The sequence below is a fragment of the Nonomuraea cavernae genome (assembly GCF_040655715.1).
In the GTDB taxonomy this organism is placed as follows: Bacteria; Actinomycetota; Actinomycetes; order Streptosporangiales; family Streptosporangiaceae; genus Nonomuraea; species Nonomuraea cavernae_A.
Genome location: NZ_JBFAKL010000005.1, coordinates 281003 through 301587, shown reverse-complemented (window position 1 = coordinate 301587; position 20585 = coordinate 281003). Strand labels below are relative to the sequence as shown.

Sequence of the window (20585 nt, the reverse complement as noted above, 5' to 3'; positions counted from 1 at the left end):
CCGGGGCTCAGGCGAGGCTTGCGTGACCGATCTGGTGGCAACTGGGCCCGAGCGACTGGTGTGAAAGCAATGCGGCCTTTCGGTGGAGTAAGGGGTGTGACTGCCAATACAAGGGCCTCTGATCTCACCGACCGCTCGGAGAAGATCAGTGACGCGGCCCTGCTGGAGCTGTCGCGCCGAAAACCCGAGCGGTTCGGTGAGATCTATGACCGGTACGTGGGTGAGATCCACGCGTACCTGGGACGGCGGCTCGACCGGCAGGCTGCCGACGATCTCACCGCGGAGGTCTTTCTCGCGGCGTTCAGGAAGCGCGAGGCGTTCGATCCCCAGCGCGGAGAGGTTCGTCCCTGGCTGTACGGCTTCGCCACCAACCTGATCTCGTCGCATCGACGTACCGAGACCAGGCGGCTGGCCGCGTTGCAGCGCAGCGCGGCCGTGCGCGACGGCACGGAGCATGGCCACGAGGAACGCGTGGTCACTCGCGTCGACGCCGTGAGCGCACAGGCGCGGCTGGCGGCTGAGCTGCGTGCGCTGCCCGACCGGGACAGGGACGTGCTGCTGCTGAGCGCACTGGGCGACCTCAGCCATGAAGAAGTGGCGCAGGCCCTCGACATCCCGTACGGCACGGTCGGATCGCGGTTGTGGCGGGCGCGCAAGAAGCTCCGTGCCGCTCTGGGCGGCGTCAACCCCTTAGCTGGAGGCTCTCATGGATGATTACCAGGCGGTGCGGGAGCTGCTGCCCGCGCCGCCGCTGTCGCCCGAGGTCGAGCGGGCCGGGCGCGTGCGGATGGCCGCCGCGTTCGCGCAGGAGCGGGTGCGGCGGGGCCGCAGGACAGCCAGATGGACCGCGCTGGGGCTCGGTCTGGCGGGTGCTGCCGCCGCGGCGGCCATCGTGATCGCGCCGACGGTGCGCCACAGCGCGCCCGTCACCTCGGGGCCGATCGCTCAGACGGATGGCAAACGGTTCCTGCTGGTGGCGGCCGCCTCGGTGGCCACCATGCCCGATGAGGGCGCGTGGTGGGGCAGTACGGAGGTCATGGGCCGGCGGTTTCGCGAGCCTGGCGGCCGGTACGTCCTCCATGAGCGCCGGATGAGGGAGACCTGGATCCCCGCCGATCCCGAAGGGCTCACCTGGTATCGCGAGACCCCGGAGGGGATCAAGCCCGCGACATCCCAGGATGAGGCGGCCTGGCGCGCCGACGGCTCGCCCACGTCGTGGACGTACGACGACTATGTCGAACAGGCCGAGCCCGACGAACAGCGAACCTTCTCGACCGAGGACTGGGACTTTCGCATCGTCGCGGCGGGCAAGGCGCTGACCAAGATGAGCGAGCTACCCGACACCCCCGAGGGGCTCAAGGCGCTTTTCGGCACGGACGACCGAACGACCCTCGACACCACGGTGCGCCTGCTGGTTTTCGCGCCCGTGACAAGCGAAACCAGGGCCGCCGCGTACCGGCTGCTCGCCTCGATGCCCGGCGTCGCCGCCGTCGGGCAGACCACCGACGTGCTGGGCCGTGCGGGGGAGGCGATCGAGTACGAGTCCGGGGAGTTCGCCCCGCACGACCAGGTGGGGGCGACCAGGACCCGGCTGGTGATCGACCCCGTCTCAGGCAGGCCACTTTCCATCGAGACCCGTTCCGTCGCGGACGGCATGCTCCTGAGCTACACGGCGATCAAGGACAGCCGCTGGGCGGACGACAACCCGTTGAAGGAGAAGAAATGAGATTCACCCTGGCCGTCACCGTCGGCCTGATCTTCGCTGGTGTGATCGCCGCTCCCGTGGCCGCCGACGCGCCGGAGGGGGCTTACTGGCGGGTCGAGACGACCTTCACCACGACTCATCCCCGCCCGGTCGGCAGCGGCTACCAGCTGATCCAGCGCGAGATCAGCACCGAGTGGCTGTCACCCGACGGCAAGAGCTGGACCGGACACCGCGAACTGGGTGCCAGACCCGCGACCCCGAAGGACGAAGCGGCCTGGCGCGCCGATGGTTCGCCGGCCACGTGGGAGTACCGCACTGAGGGCATGAAGATCCGCCTGTCCACCGAGCCGGGCAAGGGCTTCATCAAGGCGGTCCCGAACCGGCCTGGAGGGTTCCGCCTTGGCGAGAAGTACGTCACCTACCAGCAGCTCCAGTCGTTGCCCACCAACACCGAAACCCTCAGGAAGCACCTCACCGCAGACGTCAACGCCTGGATCGACAAGGCCTCGGAGGAGGCCAGGACCACCAGCCCCAACTCCAGGAAGGCCGACTGGCTGGTCAATGTCGACAAATACGTCGCCCAGAGCGCGGCCGAGCTGCTGTACGCGAATCCGGTGCCGGAGAAGGTCAGGACCGCCGCCTACCAGGTGCTGAAGACCACCAAGGGCGTCACCGACCTCGGCCGGGCCAAGGACCCGCTGGGCCGCTCCGGTCAGAAACTGGCCCTGCCCACTCCCTCCAACAAAGGCTCGGTGCTCAAACAGCAGCTCCTGGTGGACACCAAGGCCATGACGCTGCTGGCCACATACATCGACCTCAAGGACGGTGGCAAGCCAGTGCTGGGCAAGTCCGGCGTGCGGACGTACAAGGCCGGCTGGACGGACGACAAGCCCGCGATCCCCGCCGCGAACTGACCTTCTCGCCGCTGCCCTGAGGTCAACGGGTGGGAGGGACGAACTCGGGCTGGTCGAGCAGGCGCAGCCAGCTCCCGTCCGGTTGGCGCCGCACGACCTGCGCGCGAGCGCCGCTCCCGTCCTTGGGCGGCGTCGAGGTGAGCGCGATGTCACCGCTGATCAGCGTCGGCAGCGGTTGTTCCGGCTCGAAGCGGGGACGGTTGGCCAGCACCTTCTCCCACAGGGCCCGGATCGCCTCGCGGCCGACCGTCCGGCCGCCGGGCGGGTAGGCCAGCACCGCGTCCTGCTCGTACAGGGCGGCGACTCCGGCCGCGTCACCGGCGTTGGACCGCTCGACGAACAGGCGGGTGATGTCTTCGGGCCGCATGGCCTTCTCGTACTCCGGCATGGCTTCCTCCTGGGTCTCAGTGCCTTCCAGCCTGGTCGACCTGGAACTAGAAGTCCAACAGATGGTTCTGCTGGAAGCTAGAATCTATGGTTATGGAACTGAGGCAGCTGGAATACTTCGTGGCGGTCGCCGAGGAGCGGAGCTTCACCCGGGCGGCCGAGCGGGTGCACATCAGTCAGTCCGGCGTCAGCGCCCAGATCCGCCGGCTCGAACATGAGCTCGGCGCCACGCTCTTCGACCGGTCGGCTCGCGCCGCCACCCTCACCGTCGCGGGCAAGGCCGCCCTCCAGCACGCCCGCGACGCGCTCGCCGCCGCCGATGCGCTCGGCCAGGCCGTGGGCGAGGTGACCGGCCTGATCCGGGGCCGGCTCTCGATCGGGATGGTCATCGGCTGCACGATCACCCCGCTGTTCGACGCGCTCGCCGCGTTCCGCCGGGCGCATCCCGGAGTCGAGATCTCGCTGCAGGAGGACAACTCCGACCGGCTCATCGAGGGCGTTCGCTCCGGCACCCTCGACCTGGCGCTCATCGGCACCGCGACCGTCGCCCCCGACGGCCTTGACGCGTTGACGATCATCAGCGAGCGGCTCGTCGCGGTGGTCCCGGCCACGCATCCGCTGGCGCGACGCGACCGGGTCACCCTGGCCGAGCTGGAGACCCATCCGATCGTGTGCATGCCACCGGGCACCGGCCTGCGCGCCGTGTTCGATCAGGCCTGCGCGGCGCAGAACCGGCAACCCGTGATCGCGCTGCAGGCCAGCGCGGGTGACGCCATCGCCGACCTCGCCGCCCGCGGGCTCGGCGTCGGCATCCTGAGCGAGTCGATGGCCGCCCGCCACCGCGACCGGCTCACCGCCCGCACCATCGATGACGTCGAAACGCCCGCGCTGCTCGCGCTGATCTGGAAGGACACGCACAATCCCGCCGTACGTGAGCTGCTCTCGTACGCCCGGCGCGCATTCACGGAGCACTGATCCCGGCTGATCCGGTCGGCGAGTTCGTGGCCGAAGCTGGTCATGCCGGCGGCTGCTGCTGCCAGGTCGAGGGTGAAATGTGCACGCCTGCCTGGTCCAAGGTCATGTGCTCGACCCTGGGGGATCGCCTCCGGCGAGCTCGGGTCGGCTACCGGCTCCTTAGCTGGCTGAGCGTGTGGCCGGTGGCCTGCTTGAACAGGTATTCGGCCCGCTCGTACGAGAGCCTGCGACGGCCGGTCTCCGGGCACAGGTCGGCCGGAGCGGGCGGACGGCCGGGGCCGGGCCTCCGGTCCGACAGGAACAGGGGGCCGCGGCGGCGGCCCGCGACGAGGCCGGGCAGGAGCTCGGCGGTGCCGGACCGCCAGCTGATCCAGCGGGACCCGGCGGCCGTCTTCCCGCGCCGACCGGCCAGGTCGAGGTCCTCGACGTTGAGGGCGAGCACCGAGCCGACCGGCGCCGCGCTCTCGTGCAGCATCAGCCACAGCGCGCGTTCGCGCAGGCCGAGACCGGGCCGCTGCCACAACGCGGCGAGGCGCGGCGGCTCGATGGGACGGGTGCGGCCACGGGGCTCGGCCCGGCGGGCCAGCCCGGACGCCAGGTCGCCGGACAGGAGACCGTGCGCGCCGGCCCAGGCGGAGAAGGAGCGGACGGCGCCCCGATGCCGGTTCCACGTGGCGGCGGCGGCCTCTCCCCACGCCGACGTGAAGATCTCGGTGACCCGCGCCGCGTGCACGCCGCGCAGCGGGAGGTCGTCGCCCAGCTCGCGGCGCAGCCGGCCCAGGGTCTGCCCGTAGGAGCGGACGGTCGCGGGGTCCAGCTCGGCCCGGCCCAGGAAGGCGGTCGCGGCCTCGGCCAGCGTGCCGCCCACTTCGGGGATGGCCGCGGCGGCGCAGGTCGCTGCGCGGTCGAGCAGGATCGTACGTTCGGGCAGGTTGAGGGTGAGAGCCGCGGCCCGCTCGAACTCCCGCCTGGCCTCCTCGTGCCGGCCGAGTTTGGCCAGGAGGTCGCCCCGCACGCTGGGCAGGCGGTGATAGCCCTTGAGTGCCGGCTCGGCGAGCAGCGTGTCGGCCAGCTCCAGGCCCGCCTCGGGGCCGTGGGCCATGGCCAGCGCGACCGCCCGGTTGAGCTGCACGACCGGCGTGGGCAGCACCCGGGCGAGCAGCGCGTAGAGGGCGGCGATCTGCGCCCAGTCGGTCTCCTCCGCGCTGCGGGCCCGCGCGTGGCAGGCGGCGATGGCGGCCTGCAGCACGTAGGGGCCGAGGGGGCCACCGGCCTGCCGGGCGCGCAGCAGGGCGGTGAAGCCGCGACGGACGAGCAGCAGGTCCCAGCGGCCGCGGTTCTGCTCGTGCAGCGCGATCGGCTGGCCCCCTGGCTCCGTCCGGGCGGCTGACCGGGACGCCTGGAGCTCCATCAGGGCGACGAGGCCGTGCACCTCGGCCTCGTCAGGCGCGAGCCGGGCCAGCAGGCGGCCCAGGCGCAGCGCCTCGTGGCAGAGGTCGTGCCGGATCCAGTCGTCGCCGGCGGTGGCGGTGTAGCCCTCGTTGAACACCAGGTAGATGACCTCGAGCACCGACGACAGGCGGTCGGCCCGATCCGGCCCGGCCGGGACCTCGAAGGGCACCTTGAGGTCGGCGAGCGTGCGCTTGGCCCGGACGACGCGCTGCGCGACCGTCGGCTCGGAGACGAGGAACGCGCGTGCGATCTCCTCGGTGCGCAGGCCACCGAGCAGCCGCAACGTCAGAGCCACCTGGGCGTCGTGGGACAGCGCCGGGTGGCAGGAGACGAACATCAGGCGCAGGACGTCGTCGCCCACGTCGTCGTCCAGGGCCGTGTCGAGATCGGCCTCGGCGGTGTCGGGCCGGGTGGCGAGCTCGTGGGCGAGCTGCTCGTGTCTGACGTCGAGGCGCCGGTGGCGCCGCAGGTGGTCGATCGCGCGACGTTTGGCGACGGCCATGAGCCAGGCGCCCGGATTGTCGGGGGTGCCTGACTCGGGCCACTGTTCGAGGGCGGCGAGGAGCGCGTCCTGCGCGAGCTCCTCGGCCAGCCCCACGTCGCCCACCATCCGGACGAGCCCGGCGATGATCCTCGCCGACTCCATCTTCCAGACCGCGTCGACCGCGCGGTGGGTGTCTCCGGACGTCACGTGCTCGATGAGAGCACCTGCCCGGCCGCGCACGCAACCGGCCGATCAGTCCTACGGGCCGAAGACCTGCTGGATGCTGCCCTCGCCGGTGCCGATGATCTTCCAAAAGCGCCGGGACAGCTCGACGGCCTCCTCCTGCGAGCGCGCCTCGATCAGCGCGAAGCTGACGATCGCCTCCTTCGCCTCGGCGAACGGTCCGTCGGTGACGGTGATCGTCCCGTCGGTGGCCGTGACGCGGACTCCCACCGGGTCCAGGCCGCCGGTCGCCAGCAGCACCCCGGCCTGGGTCATCTCCTCCACGAACCTGCCCATCTCCGCATAGACCGCCTCGTCCGGGGGGGCCGCGCCGTTGGCCTTGGTCGTCATCAGGAATCGCATCGTGGTGTCTCCTCGTGCTGGTCGGGGGTGATCGATCCGTGCCGATCTCTGGCTACGCATCGATCGGGCGCCGCGGACATCGACAGTAACCGCCGGACCAGGCGCCTCTTGCCGATGTGACAGGGAATGCAGCCCGTCCCGCGATGTGACAGGGAATGCGTTACGACGCGCGTTCTCCCAGGTCACCGGCGCGCAGGCGGGAGCGGCGTCGAGTCCGGCCCGGCTCGTTCGACGCGTCAGCGAGGCCGGGGAAACCGGCGGAACACGTACAGCCGGCGGATCTCCCGCCCCCGCGAAAGGACACAGACCATGACCACCGTCCAGCTCCACACCGCCACCCCGGCGACGCGCACCCTGCTCGCGGGCTCCATCGTCGCCGCGCCGCTCTTCGCGGTCGTGTCGCTGACGCAGGCATTCACCCGTGAGGGCTTCGACTTGCTGCGTCACCCCATCAGCATGCTGAGCACGGGCGACCTCGGCTGGCTCCAGATCGCCAACTTCCTGGTCAGCGGTGCCCTGACGGTCGCCGGGGCGATCGGGTTGCGCCGCGTCCTGCGCGGCACGCCCGGCGGGACATGGGCACCACGGCTGATCCTGGTCAACGGGGTGGCGATGGCCGCCGCCGGAGTCTTCGTCATGGACCCGGGCGACGGCTTCCCCGCCGGCACCCCGCTGGGCCAGACGGGCACGATGAGCTGGCAGGGGGTCATGCACATGGTCGCCGGCTCCATCGCGTTCACCGCGCTCATCGCCGCCTGCTTCGTCCTGGGCCGCCACTACTCCCGCGCCGGGCGGCCCGGATTCGCCGCGGCCTCGCGGCTCGCCGGGCTGATCTTCGCCTTCGGTGACGGCTGGGCGATGTCGGGTGGGCGCGCCGGCTCCCTGACCCTGTGCGTCGGCGCGATCACCGCGATGGTGTGGATCGCCGTGGTCGCGGCGGACAAGCGGGCCAGGTCTTGACAACGTGTACGCCGCCGTCGCCAGGGTGCCGCTCCACGGCGGCGAGGCGTCGCCGCCGTGGCCGCGGATCCTCTAAGCAGGTCCTTTACCTCCCAATCGCGCTCCGGGCGACACGGGAAGCGGAAAAGCACATTCCGGCGCGAGAAAGCAGGACTTATGCTGATCGTTCCGCGTCCGCCTAGAAACGGACGATCAACCGGCAAAGGGGATCGCGTGAGCGACCAGGACCGTGTGCCCGCCGGGATCGACGCCCGCGTCCCGAGCGTCGCCCGCATGTACGACTACTACCTCGGCGGCAAGGACAACTTCGCGTCCGACCGCGAGGCGGCCGAGAAGGTCATCGAGATCGGCCGGCAGATGGGCAACGACGCGGGGGAGATCGCCCGGGCCAACCGCGCCTTCCTCGGCCGGGCCGTGCGCCGGCTGGCCGAGGCGGGGGTCCGCCAGTTCGTCGACCTCGGCGCTGGGCTGCCCACCCAGGACAACGTGCACCAGGTGGCGCGGCGGCACGCGCCCGACGCGCGGGTGGTCTACGTGGACAACGACCCCATCGTGCTGATCCACGCGCGGGCGCTGCTCGCCCGTGACCCCGACACCCTCGCCCTGGCCGGCGACCTCAGAGACCCCGACGCGATCATGGATGATCCGCAGCTCCGCGAGCGAATCGACGTCACGCGCCCGTACGCCGTGCTGATGGCCGCGGTGCTGCACTTCATCCCCGACGACGCCGAGGCGGCCGGGATCGTCCAGCGGATCCGCGATCGGCTGAGCCCCGGCAGCTACCTCGTGGTGTCGCACATCTACCAGGGCAACGCCGCCGAAGACGTGGCCACGGCGGGCCGGCAGGTCTACACGACCACGACCTCGGGCGGCATCACGGGCCGCGGGCCCGACCAGCTCTCCGGCTACTTCGACGGCCTCGACCTGCTCCCGCCCGGTGTGGTGCCGGTCGCCCACTGGGACCCGGAGAAGCCCCCGGCCTCGCCCGTCGACCTCGACCGCCCGGGCATCCTGGCGGGCGTGGGCCGGGTCCCCGACGCCCGGTAGAGTTCCCTGCCGTACCTGTTGAGGGGGTGTGTGGTGTCGAGGACCTCGGCGATCGCGGCGGTTCTGGCCCTGGCCGCCCTGGTGCTCGCCTTCGTGGTCTCCGAGCCGCTCCTCGTCGCCGGGCTGTGCCTCTTCGCGCTGCTCTGCCTCGTGGGGTGGCACGTGCTGGAGCGTCGCGACCAGTCCTGATCCGAGGGCTTCGGCCCGGCCACCGCGTTCTGCGCGCCGCGATGGCCGGGTAGCGAGAGATACGCGGGCGGCGACCGCCCGGTTCAGCCGCGCGGCCCGGTCAGGCGGAGTTGACGTACTTGCGGGGCCGCAAAGCGTGCGCCCGGAGCGCTGCCAGCGAGGCCAGCTGCCCCACCCGGGTCATCCGGATCGCCAGCTCGTCACCGAAGGCGAGTTCGAGCGCCGTGAGCTGCCCGACCAGCTCGGCGACCGGCTTGGTGACGTCGTCGAGCCCGGTCGTCGGGTGCCAGCCCTCGCCGCCGACCACCTCGGCGACCCGCTCGCGCAGTTGGGCGGGCGACATCAGCACACCGTCGGCGAGCAGCATGAGCGCGGCCTCGCGGGCCGACACCTCGAACTCGTGCTCGCCCCGCGCCAGCAGCAGCCTGGTGACCGCCTCCCACATGGCCTCGGGCGAATCGAGCAGCCGCCTGCCCTCGGCGGTGATGGTCAGGGTGGCGCCGTCGCGGCTGAGCGCCGCCAGCTCGCGCTCGGCCAGCTCGCGCAGCCGCAGCGCCGCCGCGGAGGGGGCCAGCCGCATGGGCAGGCTGGTCTCGGACGCGGCCAGGGCCAGCAGCCGGCGCAGGGCGGGGATCGGCTGGGCCTTCACCGGCGCGTGCAGCCGCACCTCGAACGGCTGGGCCAGCTCCCGCCTGGCGGGGCCGCGACCCAGCACCCAGCGGTTGAGCCGCTCGCCGTGGACCCGGTGCAGCCAGTTGTCGCCGCCCAGGTCGGCCCGCGGCTGGGTGAGCCAGCGCCTGGTCAGCGCGACCCGGTCGACGTCGTCACCCGCGATGATGGCCAGCTCCAGGGCGGCCGAGCAGGCGACGTGGGCGCCCAGCTCCTCGGGCCCCATGATCATGCTCCACTGCAGATCGGGCACGTCGGGCGGGAGCACCCCCGTGGCGTCGAGCGCCTCCTGGTAGGCCGAGGTGCCGGCGTCCTCGCCGTCGCGGGCGTACGTGCGCAGGATCCGCGTCGTCGTCGGCGACTCGCACAGCGCGGCGTAGCGCTGCATGCCGCCGAGCTGGAGCAGGCGGCCGAGCGAGCGGGCGAGCCGCTCGTGGTCGCCGCCGACCTTGAGCGGCAGGGTGTACCAGAGGAACTCGCAGACGTCGAGCTGGGTGACCGTCTCCAGGGCCTCGCCGCCTGTCAGCCACTCGACGGCGGTCCTGGCCTCGTCGGCCAGGTCTGGATCGGAGCGCTCCAACTCAGCTAGGAGAGCGGTGACGTCTGGTGCACTCATGCCTCGAAGTTTGCCGTATCGACCCCGGGCCTGACGATGACCGAAACCGGTGCGTATTGGGTCTTGCACAGCAACTACCCTACGGAATCACTATGAGCGGACTGTAATCGGGCTAGATCCACCGTTTGTCGAACAGCATTCTGGCCTTCCACTCGGTGTAAGGGATGATCTCGGCGGTCAGGATCGGGTGCAGCCACCAGAAGTTGATCAAGGCGAGGAGCGCGAACGCGCCGACGGCGGCGGCGCCCTGAGTGCGCCGCATGGGCACAGAGCCGCCGAGGGTGCGCGCGGACGGCCCGATCAGCACCCCGGCGCAGAGTGTGATGGCCAGCACCATGAACGGCACCATCGGGATCGCGTAGAACAGGAACATCGTGCGGTTCTGGGCGATCGCGAAGTAGAACCAGGGCAGCCAGCCCACGGCGTAGGCCAGCAGGACGGCCCCGGCCCGCCAGTCGCGTGAGGCGACGTACCACGCGATCAGCGCCACCAGCGCGGCCAGCGCGCCGAACCAGATCACCGGCGTGCCCACGCCCAGCACGGCCTCCGAGCAGTCCTTGACCGCGCAGGCATTGTCCCTGCCCTCGTAGTGGAAGGCCACGGGCCGCAGCAGCAGCGGCCACTGCCACGGATCCGACATGTACGGATGGGAGGTCTCCAGCCCGTTGTGGAAGGAGAAGACCTGCCACTGGTACTGGATCCACGACCGCGCCGAGTCGAAGAGGAAGAACCCCGGCCCCGACGAGGTGGCCTGCTCCCACTTGCGGCCGTAACCCTCGGCGCTGACGAACCAGCCGGTCCAGGTCACCATGTACGTCAGGAACGGCACCATGGCGAAGGCCGCCAGCCCGGTGGGCACGTCCTTGGAGAAGGCGCCCAGGTAGGGGTGGCGCAGGCCGACGGCCCGGCGGGCGCCGAAGTCCCACAGCAGCGACATGATCGCGAACGCGACCGCGAAGGCCAGCCCCGACCACTTGACCCCCATCGCCAGCCCGAGGCAGACGCCCGCGGCGATGCGCCACGGCCGCAGGCCCAGGTAGGGCCCCTGAGAGGAGAGCGGCGAGGTCTCGTACCAGTCGATCAGCCGCTCGCGCGCCCGGTCGCGGTCGACCACCAGGCAGGCGAACGCGGCCAGCACCCAGAACATCAGGAAGATGTCGAGCAGCGCGGTGCGGGAGAGCACGAAGTGCAGGCCGTCGAGGGCCAGCAGGAATCCGGCGAAGCAGCCGAGCATGGTCGAGCGGGTCATCCGGCGGGCGACGCGGGCCAGGATGAGGATCGACAGCGTGCCGACGACCGCCGCGGCGAACCGCCAGCCGAAGGGCGTCATTCCGAACAGCCACTCGCCCGCGCCGATCATCCACTTGCCGACCGGCGGGTGGACCACGTAAGAGGCGCACTTGTCGAGGGCCTCGCCGGTGCACTTCTGCCAGATGTCGGTGTTGCCGGCGAGGATCGACCTGTCGGCGTCCTTGATCGTGACGCGCTCCACCAGCCACGTGATCAGGGAGTAGGCGTCCTTGGCGTAGTAGGTCTCGTCGAAGACGACGGCCTTCGGATGGCCGAGGTCGGCGAAGCGCAGGACGCCACCGAAGATCGTGACGATGATCGGCCCGAGCCAGCCCCACAGCAGGCTGCCACGCATGGGCGGGACCATCCGGTCGCGCACCGATCGCGCCCGGGAATCGTCCTCGTCGGCCTGCGGCTCGCCGAAGGCTTGGTACGGGAAGTCGGTCACCGCCATTCGGACATCGTACGGGCCTCAAGCCGGTGGTTACCCAAGAAACACGGCCCAATCGGGATGCCCTGCCACAATGGTCCGGTGACGGATGACGGCAGGTTGGTGCTGGCAGGGGCCCCGATAGGCCAGGTGGGCGATGTTTCGCCGAGGCTGCGGGAGGTGCTCGCGAGCGCCGACGTGGTGGCCGCCGAGGACACCAGGCGGCTGCGCAGGCTGGCCACGGAGCTGGGCGTGGAGATCGGCGGCCGGATCGTCTCCTACTACGACGCCAACGAGGCCGGGCGGGCCAAGGAGCTTCTCGAAAGCCTCAAGGAGGGCCGCACGGTGGTGATCATCACCGACGCCGGCATGCCGGGCGTGTCCGACCCCGGCTACCGCCTGACCCACCTCGCGGTCGAGGCCGGCATCATGGTCACCGCGCTGCCGGGGCCGAGCGCCGTCACCACCGCCCTGGCGGTGTCCGGCCTGCCCAGCGACCGCTTCTGCTTCGAGGGCTTCCCGCCCCGCAAGGCGGGCGAGCGCGCTCGCCGCCTGTCGGCGCTGGCCGCCGAGGAGCGCACGATGGTCTTCTTCGAGGCGCCGCACCGGCTGCGCGACTCGCTGCAGGCGATGGCCGAGGCCTTCGGCCCCGACCGCCCGGCCGCCGTCTGCCGCGAGCTGACCAAGACCTACGAGGAGGTACGCCGGGGCGGCCTGGCCGAGCTGGCCGAATGGGCCGCGCCGGGCGTCAGGGGCGAGATCACGGTCGTGGTCGCCGGGCACGTCGCCGGCGAGACCGAGCCGGACGTGGCCGCGCTGGTGGCCGAGGTCGAGCGCCGCGTGGCCGCGGGCGAGCAGCGCAAGGCGGCCGTCGCCGAGGTCGCCAAGGGCTCGGGCATGCCCAAACGCGAGCTCTACGACGCGGTTCACAGGAGATCCCCCACGCCCTAAGGTTTCCCATCGTGAGGAACTGGGGGGTTTCGCCGCAAAGGCTTGTGCCGCCGATGCAGGGAAGCGCCCTGTGGGGCTGGCTCGGCCCGCTTCTCGTCACGATCTTCGGCGGGGTCCTCCGCTTCGTCCGGCTGGATCAGCCCCGGGCCGTCGTCTTCGACGAGACCTACTACATCAAGGACGCCTACTCCCTCATCACCCACGGGGTCGAGCGGGTCACCCTGGGCGACGCCAAGAACCCCATCGCCGACCGGCGCCTCCTCGACGGCGACACCGACATCTGGAAGCACTGTCCCGAGGCCGCCGACTGCGCCTCGTTCGTCGCCCACCCGCCGCTCGGCAAGTGGATGATCGGCGCGGGCGAGTGGCTGTTCGGGATGACGCCCTTCGGCTGGCGGTTCGCCGCCGCGGTCGTCGGCACGCTGTCGATCCTCATCCTGGCCCGCGTCGCCCGCCGGATGACCCGCTCGACGCTGCTCGGCTGCCTGGCCGGGTTCCTGCTCGCGCTCGACGGGCTGCACCTGGTCCTGTCCCGGACCGCGCTGCTCGACATCTTCCTGATGTTCTGGGTGCTCGCCGCGTTCGCCTGCCTGGTGGTCGACCGCGACCGGGCGCGCGAGCGGCTGGTCGACTGGTACGAGAGTTCGCCGCTGTCCCCGTGCGGTCCCCGGCTCGGGCTCCGTCCCTGGCGGATCGCCGCCGGGGTCTGTCTGGGCGCCGCGTGCGCGGTGAAGTGGTCGGGGGTCTTCTTCCTGATCGCCTTCGCCGTGCTGAGCGTGGTGTGGGATCTGGGCGCCAGACGGGCCGTCGGGCTCCGCCGGCCGTACCAGGGGGTTCTCTCGCTGGACGCGCCCGGCGCGGTCGCGGCGCTCGGCCTGGCTCCCGTGGTGACGTTCGTGGCGACGTGGGCGGGGTGGTTCGTCACCGCCGACGGCTACGGGCGCGGCTGGGAGCAGGCCACCTCGTCGGGGCCGGTGTTCTTCGTGCTCGACTCGGCGCGGTCGTGGCTGAAGTACCAGACCGAGGTGCTCGGCTACCACACCGGCCTGGACGACTACCACCCGTACATGTCGGAGCCCTGGACCTGGCCGGCGCTGCTGCGGCCGGTCTCCTTCCACTACCCGGCCGGCCTGCCGTCCTCGGTGTGCGGGGCCGACAAGTGCTCGCAGGCCGTGCTCGGCGTCGGCACCCCGGCGCTCTGGTACGCCGCCGGGCTGGCCCTGCTCGGCCTCGTCGCGTGGTACGTGGCCACGAGGGACTGGCGGGCGGGCGCGGTGCTGCTCGTGGCGGCGGCGGGCTGGCTGCCGTGGTTCTACTACGCCGTCGCCGACAACCGCACGATGTACCTCTTCTACATGATCCCCGTGGTGCCGTTCATGGTGCTGGCGCTCGTGCTGGTCGCGGGGCTGGCCATCGGCCGGCGGAACGCCCCGCCGGGACGCCGGGCCCTCGGCGCGGCGACCGTGGGGGCTCTGGCGCTGGTCGTTCTGATTAACTTCGGGTGGCTCTACCCCGTTCTCGTCGCCGAGACGCTCACGCAGGCGGAGTGGTGGGCGCGGATGCTGATGCGCTCGTGGGTCGTCCCCGCCCCCAAATGACGCCCCCGAATGACGCCCCCAAGTGACGCCACCGGGTGTGCAGCCAGACACAGGTGAGGCCCAAGCTCGGCGGCTCATGCTGGACGCATGGATCTGTCCGACGCCCTCAACCTGCTGAACGTGGACCTGAACACCGGCTCCGGCTCGGGAAAGCCCTCGCGAAAGGGTGCCGGTGGCGGCCGACTGCCCGGACGCGTCGGCATGACCGTCCTCCTGCTCTGCTGGCTGCTGCTCGGGCTGGTGCCGTTCGCGGTCGCCGTGCCCGACTTCCGGCTCGCGACCGGCGAGATCGGCACCCCGGGCACGCTCACCGTGGTCTCCTGCACGGCTCTCGGCAAGGGCCGTTACGACTGCCGGGGACGGTTCGTCCCCGACGACGGCGGCGCCGTGACCATGGTGGCCGCCTCGCCGGACTCGGCGGCGGGCGACGTCGGCCGGGCCCAGCTCACCCCCGAGGGCGACCGCGCGCTGCCGTCGGGCACGAAGGGCGTGCTGCGCGCGATGGCCATGCCCGCCCTCGGCCTCTGCGCGCTGGCCTTCCTGCCCTACTCCGTCATGTACGTCCTGCGCGTGCGGCGGGGCCGGAAGACCGCCGTGGTCGGTGGCGGCGTGCTGACCGCCGCGTCGCTGGTCCTGCTGGTCGTGGCCGTCGTCGCCGCCTCCTCGTGACCGAAGTCGTACGCCGCCGGAACGCTCAGGCGGGCACGGTGGTGGTCTCGGACTCCGACTCGTCGGCGGGCCGTCCGCGGCGCCAGGAGACGCGGCTCAGCGTGATGGCCGCCGCGACGCAGGCCAGCGGCACGGCAGGCAGCACGTAGCGGTAGTCGAACTCCGCCGTCGCCGCCGGCGCCAGCAGCAGCCCGAACGCGCCCAGCCACGGCAGCACCACCGGCCCGCCCAGCGTGCGCCACCGGACCGCGATGCCGTACAGGCCGATCAGCATGATGCCGCCCAGCGCGATGCCAGGCAGGTGGAACACCTGCTGGTAGCGGCTCATGATGTCGGCCCACGGTGAGACGATGCGCGTCTCGGGCGGGCCCTGCTCGTAGGAGAAGGCGTCGGTGTCGGTGCGGCCCTGGAACGACGGCCACGTGGGCAGCCGCTTCGGCCGCCCGGTGGCGTCGAGGTCGTAGTAGGGCCTGAACTCGTACATGTTGTAGGTCTGCTCGTCGGGGAAGCGCGGGCGGTCCCAGTGGAAGGCGCGGAAGAAGTCGCGCGCCACCACGCGCAGGTAGTCGCCGGGCTGCGACAGGATCGCGCGTGTCGCGAACGCGCTGGCCGCCTCGTTGGTGATCTCGGTGAACTTCTTGCCCGCGCCCCACCGGTGCAGCACCTCACCGGTGCCCGTGCCGCCGCCGCCCTGGCCCCACAGGTACCACTGCGCGTACTCCTTGCGCTGGTCGACCGGGTCGTTGATGCACAGCAGCAGGAGCTCGACCTCTTTGTACTTGTCGATGTTCATCCGGTCGCAGTCGGCGAAGATGGCCGTGCGCATGTAGAGGATGAGCCCGTCGCTGTTGGTCATGGCGAATTTGCCCATGCTTGACGCGAACCAGCCCATGTACGTGAGGATCGGCAGCGAGCAGGCCACCACCACGGCCACGATCGGCTTCCAGCCGACCCGCTTGACCAGCAGGTAAACCACCACGAGCGCGAGGATCGGCGCGCCGATCGAGCGGGTCAGCCAGGTCATCGCCAGCAGCAGGCCGACCACCACGCCGACCTTCCACGACATCCGCCGGTGCCACAGCACCAGGGTGATCGCCGCCACCACCAGCAGCGTGAACATCGAGTCGGACATCACCAGCTGCTCCAGCTGGATCTGGTAGGCGTCGAACAGCACCGGCGCCGCCGCCAGCGTGGCCCCCCACTTCGGCAGCCCGAACTTCCGGCGCAGCAGCGCGTAGATCAGCACGGCCGTGGCCAGGCCCATCAGGTGCTGGGTGAACACCACCAGGGTGAAGCTGTGGAACGGCTTGAGCACCAGCAGCCAGAACCCGTAGCCGTCGGGCCTGATCGGGTGCGGCCTCGGGTGCAGCGCCACCGAGACGTACTCGTAGGAGTCGTTGAACCACATCGCGGGGCCGTAGCCGAGCATGGTGATGAGCCGCAGCACCGCGCCCAGCGCGAAAGCGGCGGCGAACAACCGGTGTCGGCGTAGAAACAGCAGCACACGCGCCATCCGGCCAGGGGCGGAGTGGTCCACAGGGGCTATCTCCGCGGCGCTCACCATGCTGTAAAGAATGCCAGTCGTTTTTAGGACTTGACCCGACCCACTCCGGGCACAGGGCATGATGGTGTGCTCTAGGAGCAGTGACTGAAGGGTTGAGACGTGGAACTGACGGTGGTCATGCCCTGCCTCAACGAGGCGGAAACCGTGGAAGTCTGTGTGCGCAAGGCATTGGCGTGCATGGAGGAGCACGGCATCGAGGGCGAGGTTCTGATCGCCGACAACGGGAGCACGGACGGCTCGCAGCAGCTCGCCCGTGATGCCGGGGCCCGTGTGGTCCATGTCGACGAGAAGGGCTACGGCAACGCGCTCATGGGCGGCATCCGTGCCGCGCGTGGCAAGTACGTCATCATGGGCGACGCCGACGACTCCTACGACTTCACCTCGTTGCTGCCGTTCGTCGAGCAGTTGCGTGACGGCGCCGACCTGGTGATGGGCAACCGCTTCAAGGGCGGCATCTCACCCGGCGCGATGCCACCGCTGCACCGCTACCTGGGCAACCCGGTCCTGTCGTTCGTCGGCCGGTTGTTCTTCCCGTCGGCCATCGGCGACTTCCACTGCGGGCTGCGCGGTTTCCGGCGTGACTCGATCCTGCGGCTGCAGCTGCAGACGGGCGGCATGGAGTTCGCCTCGGAGATGGTGGTCCGCTCCACGCTGTCGGGGCTCGACGTGCGCGAGGTGCCCACCACGCTCGCGCCCGACGGCCGCAGCCGCCCACCGCACCTGCGCTCCTGGCGCGACGGCTGGCGCCACCTGCGCTTCCTGCTCCTCTACAGCCCCAAGTGGCTGTTCTTCTATCCGGGCCTGGTGCTGATGCTCCTCGGCCTGGTCGCCGGCACCGCGCTGACCTTCGGCCCGGTGGAGATCGGCGAGCTGGCCTTCGACGTCGACACCCTGGTCGGGGCCTCGGCGGCGGTGGTGATCGGCTTCCAGGCGGCGCTGTTCGCGCTGTTCACCAAGGTCTACGCGGCCGAGGAGGGGTTCCTGCCGGAGTCCTCACGCGTCCGCAAGCTGATCGACATCGTGTCGCTGGAGAAGGGCCTGATAGCCGGCGGCCTGCTGGCACTGGCCGGTCTCGTCGGCCTGGTGATGTCGCTGGCGCACTGGCAGGTGCGCAGCTTCGGCGCGCTCGATCCGCGCGAGTCGCTGCGCCTGGTCGTCCCCTCGGCCACGGCTCTCATCATGAGCTTCCAGACCATCTTCGCCGCCCTGTTCGTCAGCATCCTCGGCATCCGCCGCACCCGCGAGAGCTCCATCGACGTCGCGGCCAAGGCCGCCGAAGAGGCCGCCGAGGCCGTCTCCCGCGAAGACTCGCCCACTTACTGATCCTTCCTTCATCGCCCTGTCCACCGGCGTCCGAAGGTTGATTAATCCGTTCGAGGCGGCTATCCGTGCGCCTTAGGCTTGGAGCTATGTCCCAGCACATCTTGACCGCCGTCGCGTGGCCGTACGCTAACGGCCCCCGTCACATCGGGCACGTCTCAGGGTTCGGCGTGCCGTCCGACATCTTCAGCCGCTACCAGCGGATGGCGGGCAACAAGGTGCTGATGGTGTCCGGCACCGACGAGCACGGCACGCCCATCCAGGTCCAGGCCGACAAGGAGGGCGTGAGCGCCAGGGAGCTGGCCGACCGCTACAACCGGGTGATCGTCGAGGACCTGACCGGGCTGGGCCTGTCCTACGACCTCTTCACCCGCACGAGCACCGCCAACCACTACGCCGTCACCCAGGCCATCTTCAAGGGTCTCTTCGACAACGGCTATATCTTCCCCAAGACCACCTTGGGCGCCATCTCGCCCTCGACCGGGCGCACCCTGCCCGACCGCTACATCGAGGGCACCTGCCCCATCTGCGGCTACGACGGAGCCCGCGGCGACCAGTGCGACAACTGCGGCAACCAGCTCGACCCGATCGAGCTGATCAACCCCAAGAGCCGCATCAACGGCGAGACGCCGGTGTTCGCCGAGACCGAGCACTTCATGCTCGACCTGCCGGCCTTCGCCGAGGTGCTCGGCTCCTACCTGCAGTCCAAGCAGGGCGAGTGGCGGCCCAACGTGCTCAAGTTCGCCCTCAACCTGCTGGGCGACCTGCAGCCGCGGGCGATCAGCCGTGACCTCGACTGGGGCGTGCCGATCCCGCTCGACGGCTGGCGCGACCAGCCCAACAAGCGGCTCTACGTCTGGTTCGACGCCGTCATCGGCTACCTGTCGGCCTCGATCGAGTGGGCCAGGCGCTCCGGCGACCCCGACGCGTGGCGGCAGTGGTGGCAGAATCCCGACGCCCGGGGCTACTACTTCATGGGCAAGGACAACATCGTCTTCCACGCCGAGATCTGGCCGGCGATGCTGTTCGGCTACAACGGCCAGGGCGCGCGCGACGGGCGGCCCGGGGCGCTGGGCAAGCTCGACGTGCCGTCCGAGGTGGTCTCCAGCGAGTTCCTGACGATGGAGGGCCGGAAGTTCTCCTCCTCCCGCCAGATCGTCATCTACGTGCGCGACTTCCTGGCCCGTTACGATGCCGACGCGCTGCGCTACTACATCGCCGTGGCGGGCCCCGAAAACCAGGACACCGACTTCACCTGGCAGGAGTTCGTCAACCGCAACAACGGCGAGCTGGTCGCGGCCTGGGGCAACCTGGTCAACCGGTCGATCTCGATGGCGGCCAAGAACTTCGGCCAGATCCCCGAGGCCGGCGCGCTGACCGACGCCGACCGCCGGCTGCTGGAGCGCTCGCGCGCGGCGTTCGGCCCGGTGGGCGCCGAGCTGGGCCGCTCGCGGTTCAAGAACGCCATCACCGAGGCTCTCGACGTGGTCCGCGACGCCAACCGCTACCTCGCCGAGCAGGAGCCCTGGAAGATCAAGGACGACGCCGAGCGGCAGAAGTCCATCCTGCACGTCGCCCTCCAGGTGGTCGACGACGCCAAGACGCTGCTCACGCCGTTCCTGCCCAGCTCGTCCAACAAGGTCCACGCCATGCTGGGCGGCGAGGGCGTCTGGTCGGGCATGCCGGAGATCCACGAGGTCGACGAGGACGGCGGCGCCCCCTACCCCGTGATCACGGGCGACTACCACGGCGAGGCCCGCTGGGAGCACCGGCCGATCAAGCCGGGCACCCCGCTGGCGACGCCGGTGCCGCTGTTCAAGAAGCTCGACCCCAAGGTCGTCGACGAGGAGCTGGCCCGCCTGGCCGACTGACGCCGTGCGCGGCTCGGGTGCGGAGACGGGGACGCTAGTTTGGACTCCGTGAGCAAGATTCCCGCAGCTCCCGAGCCGCTTTCGGCTCCGGTGTTCGACAGCCACTGCCACCTCGACATCATGGTGGGCAACCGGCAGGCCTCCTCGGGCGATCCGGTCGCGCAGGCCGCGCAGGCGGCCTCGTCCACCGTGCGCGGCATCCTCGACGACGCGCGGGCCGTCGGGGTCATCCGGCTCGTCACCATCGGCTACGACCTGCCGTCCTCCCGGTGGGGCGCCGAGGCGGCGGCCGAGCACGACGACGTCTACGCCGGGGTGGCCGTGCACCCCAACGAGGCCCACGCCGCCACCCCGGAGACGCTGGCCGAGATCGAGGCGCTGGCGGGGCTGCCCGGCGTGCGGGCGGTGGGGGAGACGGGGCTCGACTACTACCGTGACTGGGCGAGCCGTGACGACCAGCACGCGAGCTTCCGGGCGCACATCGAGATCGCCAAGCGCACGGGCAAGGCACTGGTGATCCACGACCGTGACGCGCACGACGACGTGCTGAAGGTGCTCGCGGCGCAGGGGGCGCCGCCGGTGGTGGTGTTCCACAGCTTCTCCGGCGACGCCGAGATGGCCAAGAAGTGTGCCGACGCCGGATATTTCATGTCATTTTCCGGTCCTGTCACGTACAAGAACGCCGGATATCTCCGCGAGGCCGCCCAGATCGCGCCCGTCGAGCTCATGCTGGTCGAGACCGACGCCCCCTACCTTCCGCCGGTGCCGCACCGGGGCAGGCCCAACGCCCCCTATCTCATCCCGCTCACCGTGCGCTGCCTGGCCGAGGTCAAGGGAATGCGCCCCGACGAGCTGTGCGAGGCCATCAGCGCCAACGGGGTCACGGTCTTCGGCGCCTGGTGACCGGCT

The 20585-nt window shown here is 70.8% G+C and carries 18 protein-coding genes and 1 pseudogene; 13 read left to right on the top strand and 6 right to left on the bottom strand.

What is annotated here, in order from left to right:
- Positions 1 to 96: 96 nt before the first annotated feature.
- Genes AB0I38_RS10025 through AB0I38_RS10015 form a run of 3 tightly spaced genes read left to right on the top strand, consistent with a single transcriptional unit; the run spans position 97 to position 2619 of the window.
- Positions 97 to 714: an RNA polymerase sigma factor gene (locus AB0I38_RS10025; protein ID WP_358464955.1), complete on the top strand. Its 618-nt coding sequence runs from the start codon at positions 97 to 99 to the stop codon at positions 712 to 714.
- Positions 707 to 1726, top strand: coding sequence for a CU044_5270 family protein (locus tag AB0I38_RS10020; RefSeq protein ID WP_358464952.1), 1020 nt, complete (start codon positions 707 to 709; stop codon positions 1724 to 1726). The genes AB0I38_RS10025 and AB0I38_RS10020 overlap by 8 nt, the downstream gene beginning before the upstream one ends.
- The gene (locus AB0I38_RS10015) at positions 1723 to 2619 is read left to right on the top strand and encodes a hypothetical protein (RefSeq protein WP_358464949.1); all 897 of its coding nucleotides are present in this window, start codon (positions 1723 to 1725) and stop codon (positions 2617 to 2619) included. The genes AB0I38_RS10020 and AB0I38_RS10015 overlap by 4 nt, the downstream gene beginning before the upstream one ends.
- Positions 2620 to 2641: 22 nt before the next feature.
- Here the strand turns inward: AB0I38_RS10015 and AB0I38_RS10010 are convergent, their stop codons facing one another.
- Complete coding sequence (locus tag AB0I38_RS10010; RefSeq protein ID WP_358464946.1) at positions 2642 to 3007, bottom strand: YybH family protein; 366 nt, start codon at positions 3005 to 3007, stop codon at positions 2642 to 2644.
- A 92-nt stretch (positions 3008 to 3099) separates the two neighbouring features.
- Between AB0I38_RS10010 and AB0I38_RS10005 the strand changes: the two genes are divergently transcribed.
- Complete coding sequence (locus AB0I38_RS10005) at positions 3100 to 3981, top strand: LysR family transcriptional regulator (RefSeq protein WP_358464943.1); 882 nt, start codon at positions 3100 to 3102, stop codon at positions 3979 to 3981.
- A gap of 889 nt (positions 3982 to 4870) precedes the next feature.
- Here AB0I38_RS10005 and AB0I38_RS40385 read toward each other — a convergent pair.
- A pseudogene (locus tag AB0I38_RS40385) lies at positions 4871 to 6079 on the bottom strand (RNA polymerase sigma factor); the annotation flags it as partial.
- A gap of 96 nt (positions 6080 to 6175) precedes the next feature.
- Positions 6176 to 6502: a YciI family protein gene (locus tag AB0I38_RS09995; RefSeq protein WP_358464937.1), complete on the bottom strand. Its 327-nt coding sequence runs from the start codon at positions 6500 to 6502 to the stop codon at positions 6176 to 6178.
- A gap of 309 nt (positions 6503 to 6811) precedes the next feature.
- On the opposite strand from AB0I38_RS09995, the gene AB0I38_RS09990 reads away from it, so the two are divergent.
- The 3 genes from AB0I38_RS09990 to AB0I38_RS09980 all read left to right on the top strand — a co-directional run bounded on the left by AB0I38_RS09990 (position 6812) and on the right by AB0I38_RS09980 (position 8698).
- Entirely contained in the window at positions 6812 to 7462 is a 651-nt protein-coding gene (locus AB0I38_RS09990) for a DUF998 domain-containing protein (RefSeq protein ID WP_358464932.1), read from the top strand.
- Positions 7463 to 7675: 213 nt separating this feature from the next.
- Positions 7676 to 8509, top strand: a complete 834-nt coding sequence (locus tag AB0I38_RS09985; protein WP_358464929.1) for an SAM-dependent methyltransferase — start codon at positions 7676 to 7678, stop codon at positions 8507 to 8509.
- Positions 8510 to 8542: 33 nt separating this feature from the next.
- Entirely contained in the window at positions 8543 to 8698 is a 156-nt protein-coding gene (locus tag AB0I38_RS09980; protein WP_358464926.1) for a hypothetical protein, read from the top strand.
- A gap of 100 nt (positions 8699 to 8798) precedes the next feature.
- On the opposite strand, the gene AB0I38_RS09975 is transcribed toward AB0I38_RS09980, so the two are convergent.
- Both AB0I38_RS09975 and AB0I38_RS09970 read right to left on the bottom strand, forming a co-directional pair.
- Positions 8799 to 9983 (bottom strand): hypothetical protein, encoded by a 1185-nt coding sequence (locus AB0I38_RS09975; RefSeq protein ID WP_358464923.1) that lies wholly within the window; start codon positions 9981 to 9983, stop codon positions 8799 to 8801.
- A gap of 112 nt (positions 9984 to 10095) precedes the next feature.
- Positions 10096 to 11727, bottom strand: a complete 1632-nt coding sequence (locus tag AB0I38_RS09970; RefSeq protein ID WP_358464920.1) for a dolichyl-phosphate-mannose--protein mannosyltransferase — start codon at positions 11725 to 11727, stop codon at positions 10096 to 10098.
- Positions 11728 to 11784: 57 nt separating this feature from the next.
- Here AB0I38_RS09970 and rsmI point away from each other — a divergent pair, with 57 nt between their 5' ends.
- The 3 genes from rsmI to AB0I38_RS09955 all read left to right on the top strand — a co-directional run bounded on the left by rsmI (position 11785) and on the right by AB0I38_RS09955 (position 14921).
- Positions 11785 to 12654 (top strand): 16S rRNA (cytidine(1402)-2'-O)-methyltransferase, encoded by an 870-nt coding sequence (gene rsmI, locus AB0I38_RS09965; RefSeq protein ID WP_436838731.1) that lies wholly within the window; start codon positions 11785 to 11787, stop codon positions 12652 to 12654.
- Between the two features lie 53 nt (positions 12655 to 12707).
- Positions 12708 to 14252 carry a dolichyl-phosphate-mannose--protein mannosyltransferase gene (locus AB0I38_RS09960; protein ID WP_358464915.1) on the top strand — a complete coding sequence of 515 codons (1545 nt, stop codon included), beginning with the start codon at positions 12708 to 12710 and terminating at the stop codon, positions 14250 to 14252.
- Between the two features lie 87 nt (positions 14253 to 14339).
- Positions 14340 to 14921 (top strand): hypothetical protein, encoded by a 582-nt coding sequence (locus tag AB0I38_RS09955; RefSeq protein ID WP_358464912.1) that lies wholly within the window; start codon positions 14340 to 14342, stop codon positions 14919 to 14921.
- A gap of 25 nt (positions 14922 to 14946) precedes the next feature.
- Here AB0I38_RS09955 and AB0I38_RS09950 read toward each other — a convergent pair whose 3' ends face one another.
- Positions 14947 to 16485, bottom strand: coding sequence for a phospholipid carrier-dependent glycosyltransferase (locus AB0I38_RS09950; protein ID WP_358464909.1), 1539 nt, complete (start codon positions 16483 to 16485; stop codon positions 14947 to 14949).
- Between the two features lie 99 nt (positions 16486 to 16584).
- On the opposite strand from AB0I38_RS09950, the gene AB0I38_RS09945 reads away from it, so the two are divergent.
- The 3 genes from AB0I38_RS09945 to AB0I38_RS09935 all read left to right on the top strand — a co-directional run bounded on the left by AB0I38_RS09945 (position 16585) and on the right by AB0I38_RS09935 (position 20579).
- Positions 16585 to 17808 carry a glycosyltransferase family 2 protein gene (locus tag AB0I38_RS09945; protein ID WP_358464906.1) on the top strand — a complete coding sequence of 408 codons (1224 nt, stop codon included), beginning with the start codon at positions 16585 to 16587 and terminating at the stop codon, positions 17806 to 17808.
- An 86-nt stretch (positions 17809 to 17894) separates the two neighbouring features.
- Positions 17895 to 19676: a methionine--tRNA ligase gene (gene metG, locus AB0I38_RS09940; protein WP_358464903.1), complete on the top strand. Its 1782-nt coding sequence runs from the start codon at positions 17895 to 17897 to the stop codon at positions 19674 to 19676.
- Positions 19677 to 19724: 48 nt separating this feature from the next.
- On the top strand, positions 19725 to 20579 hold the full coding sequence (locus tag AB0I38_RS09935) for a TatD family hydrolase (RefSeq protein ID WP_358464900.1): 855 nt from the start codon (positions 19725 to 19727) through the stop codon (positions 20577 to 20579).
- Positions 20580 to 20585 lie beyond the last annotated feature (6 nt).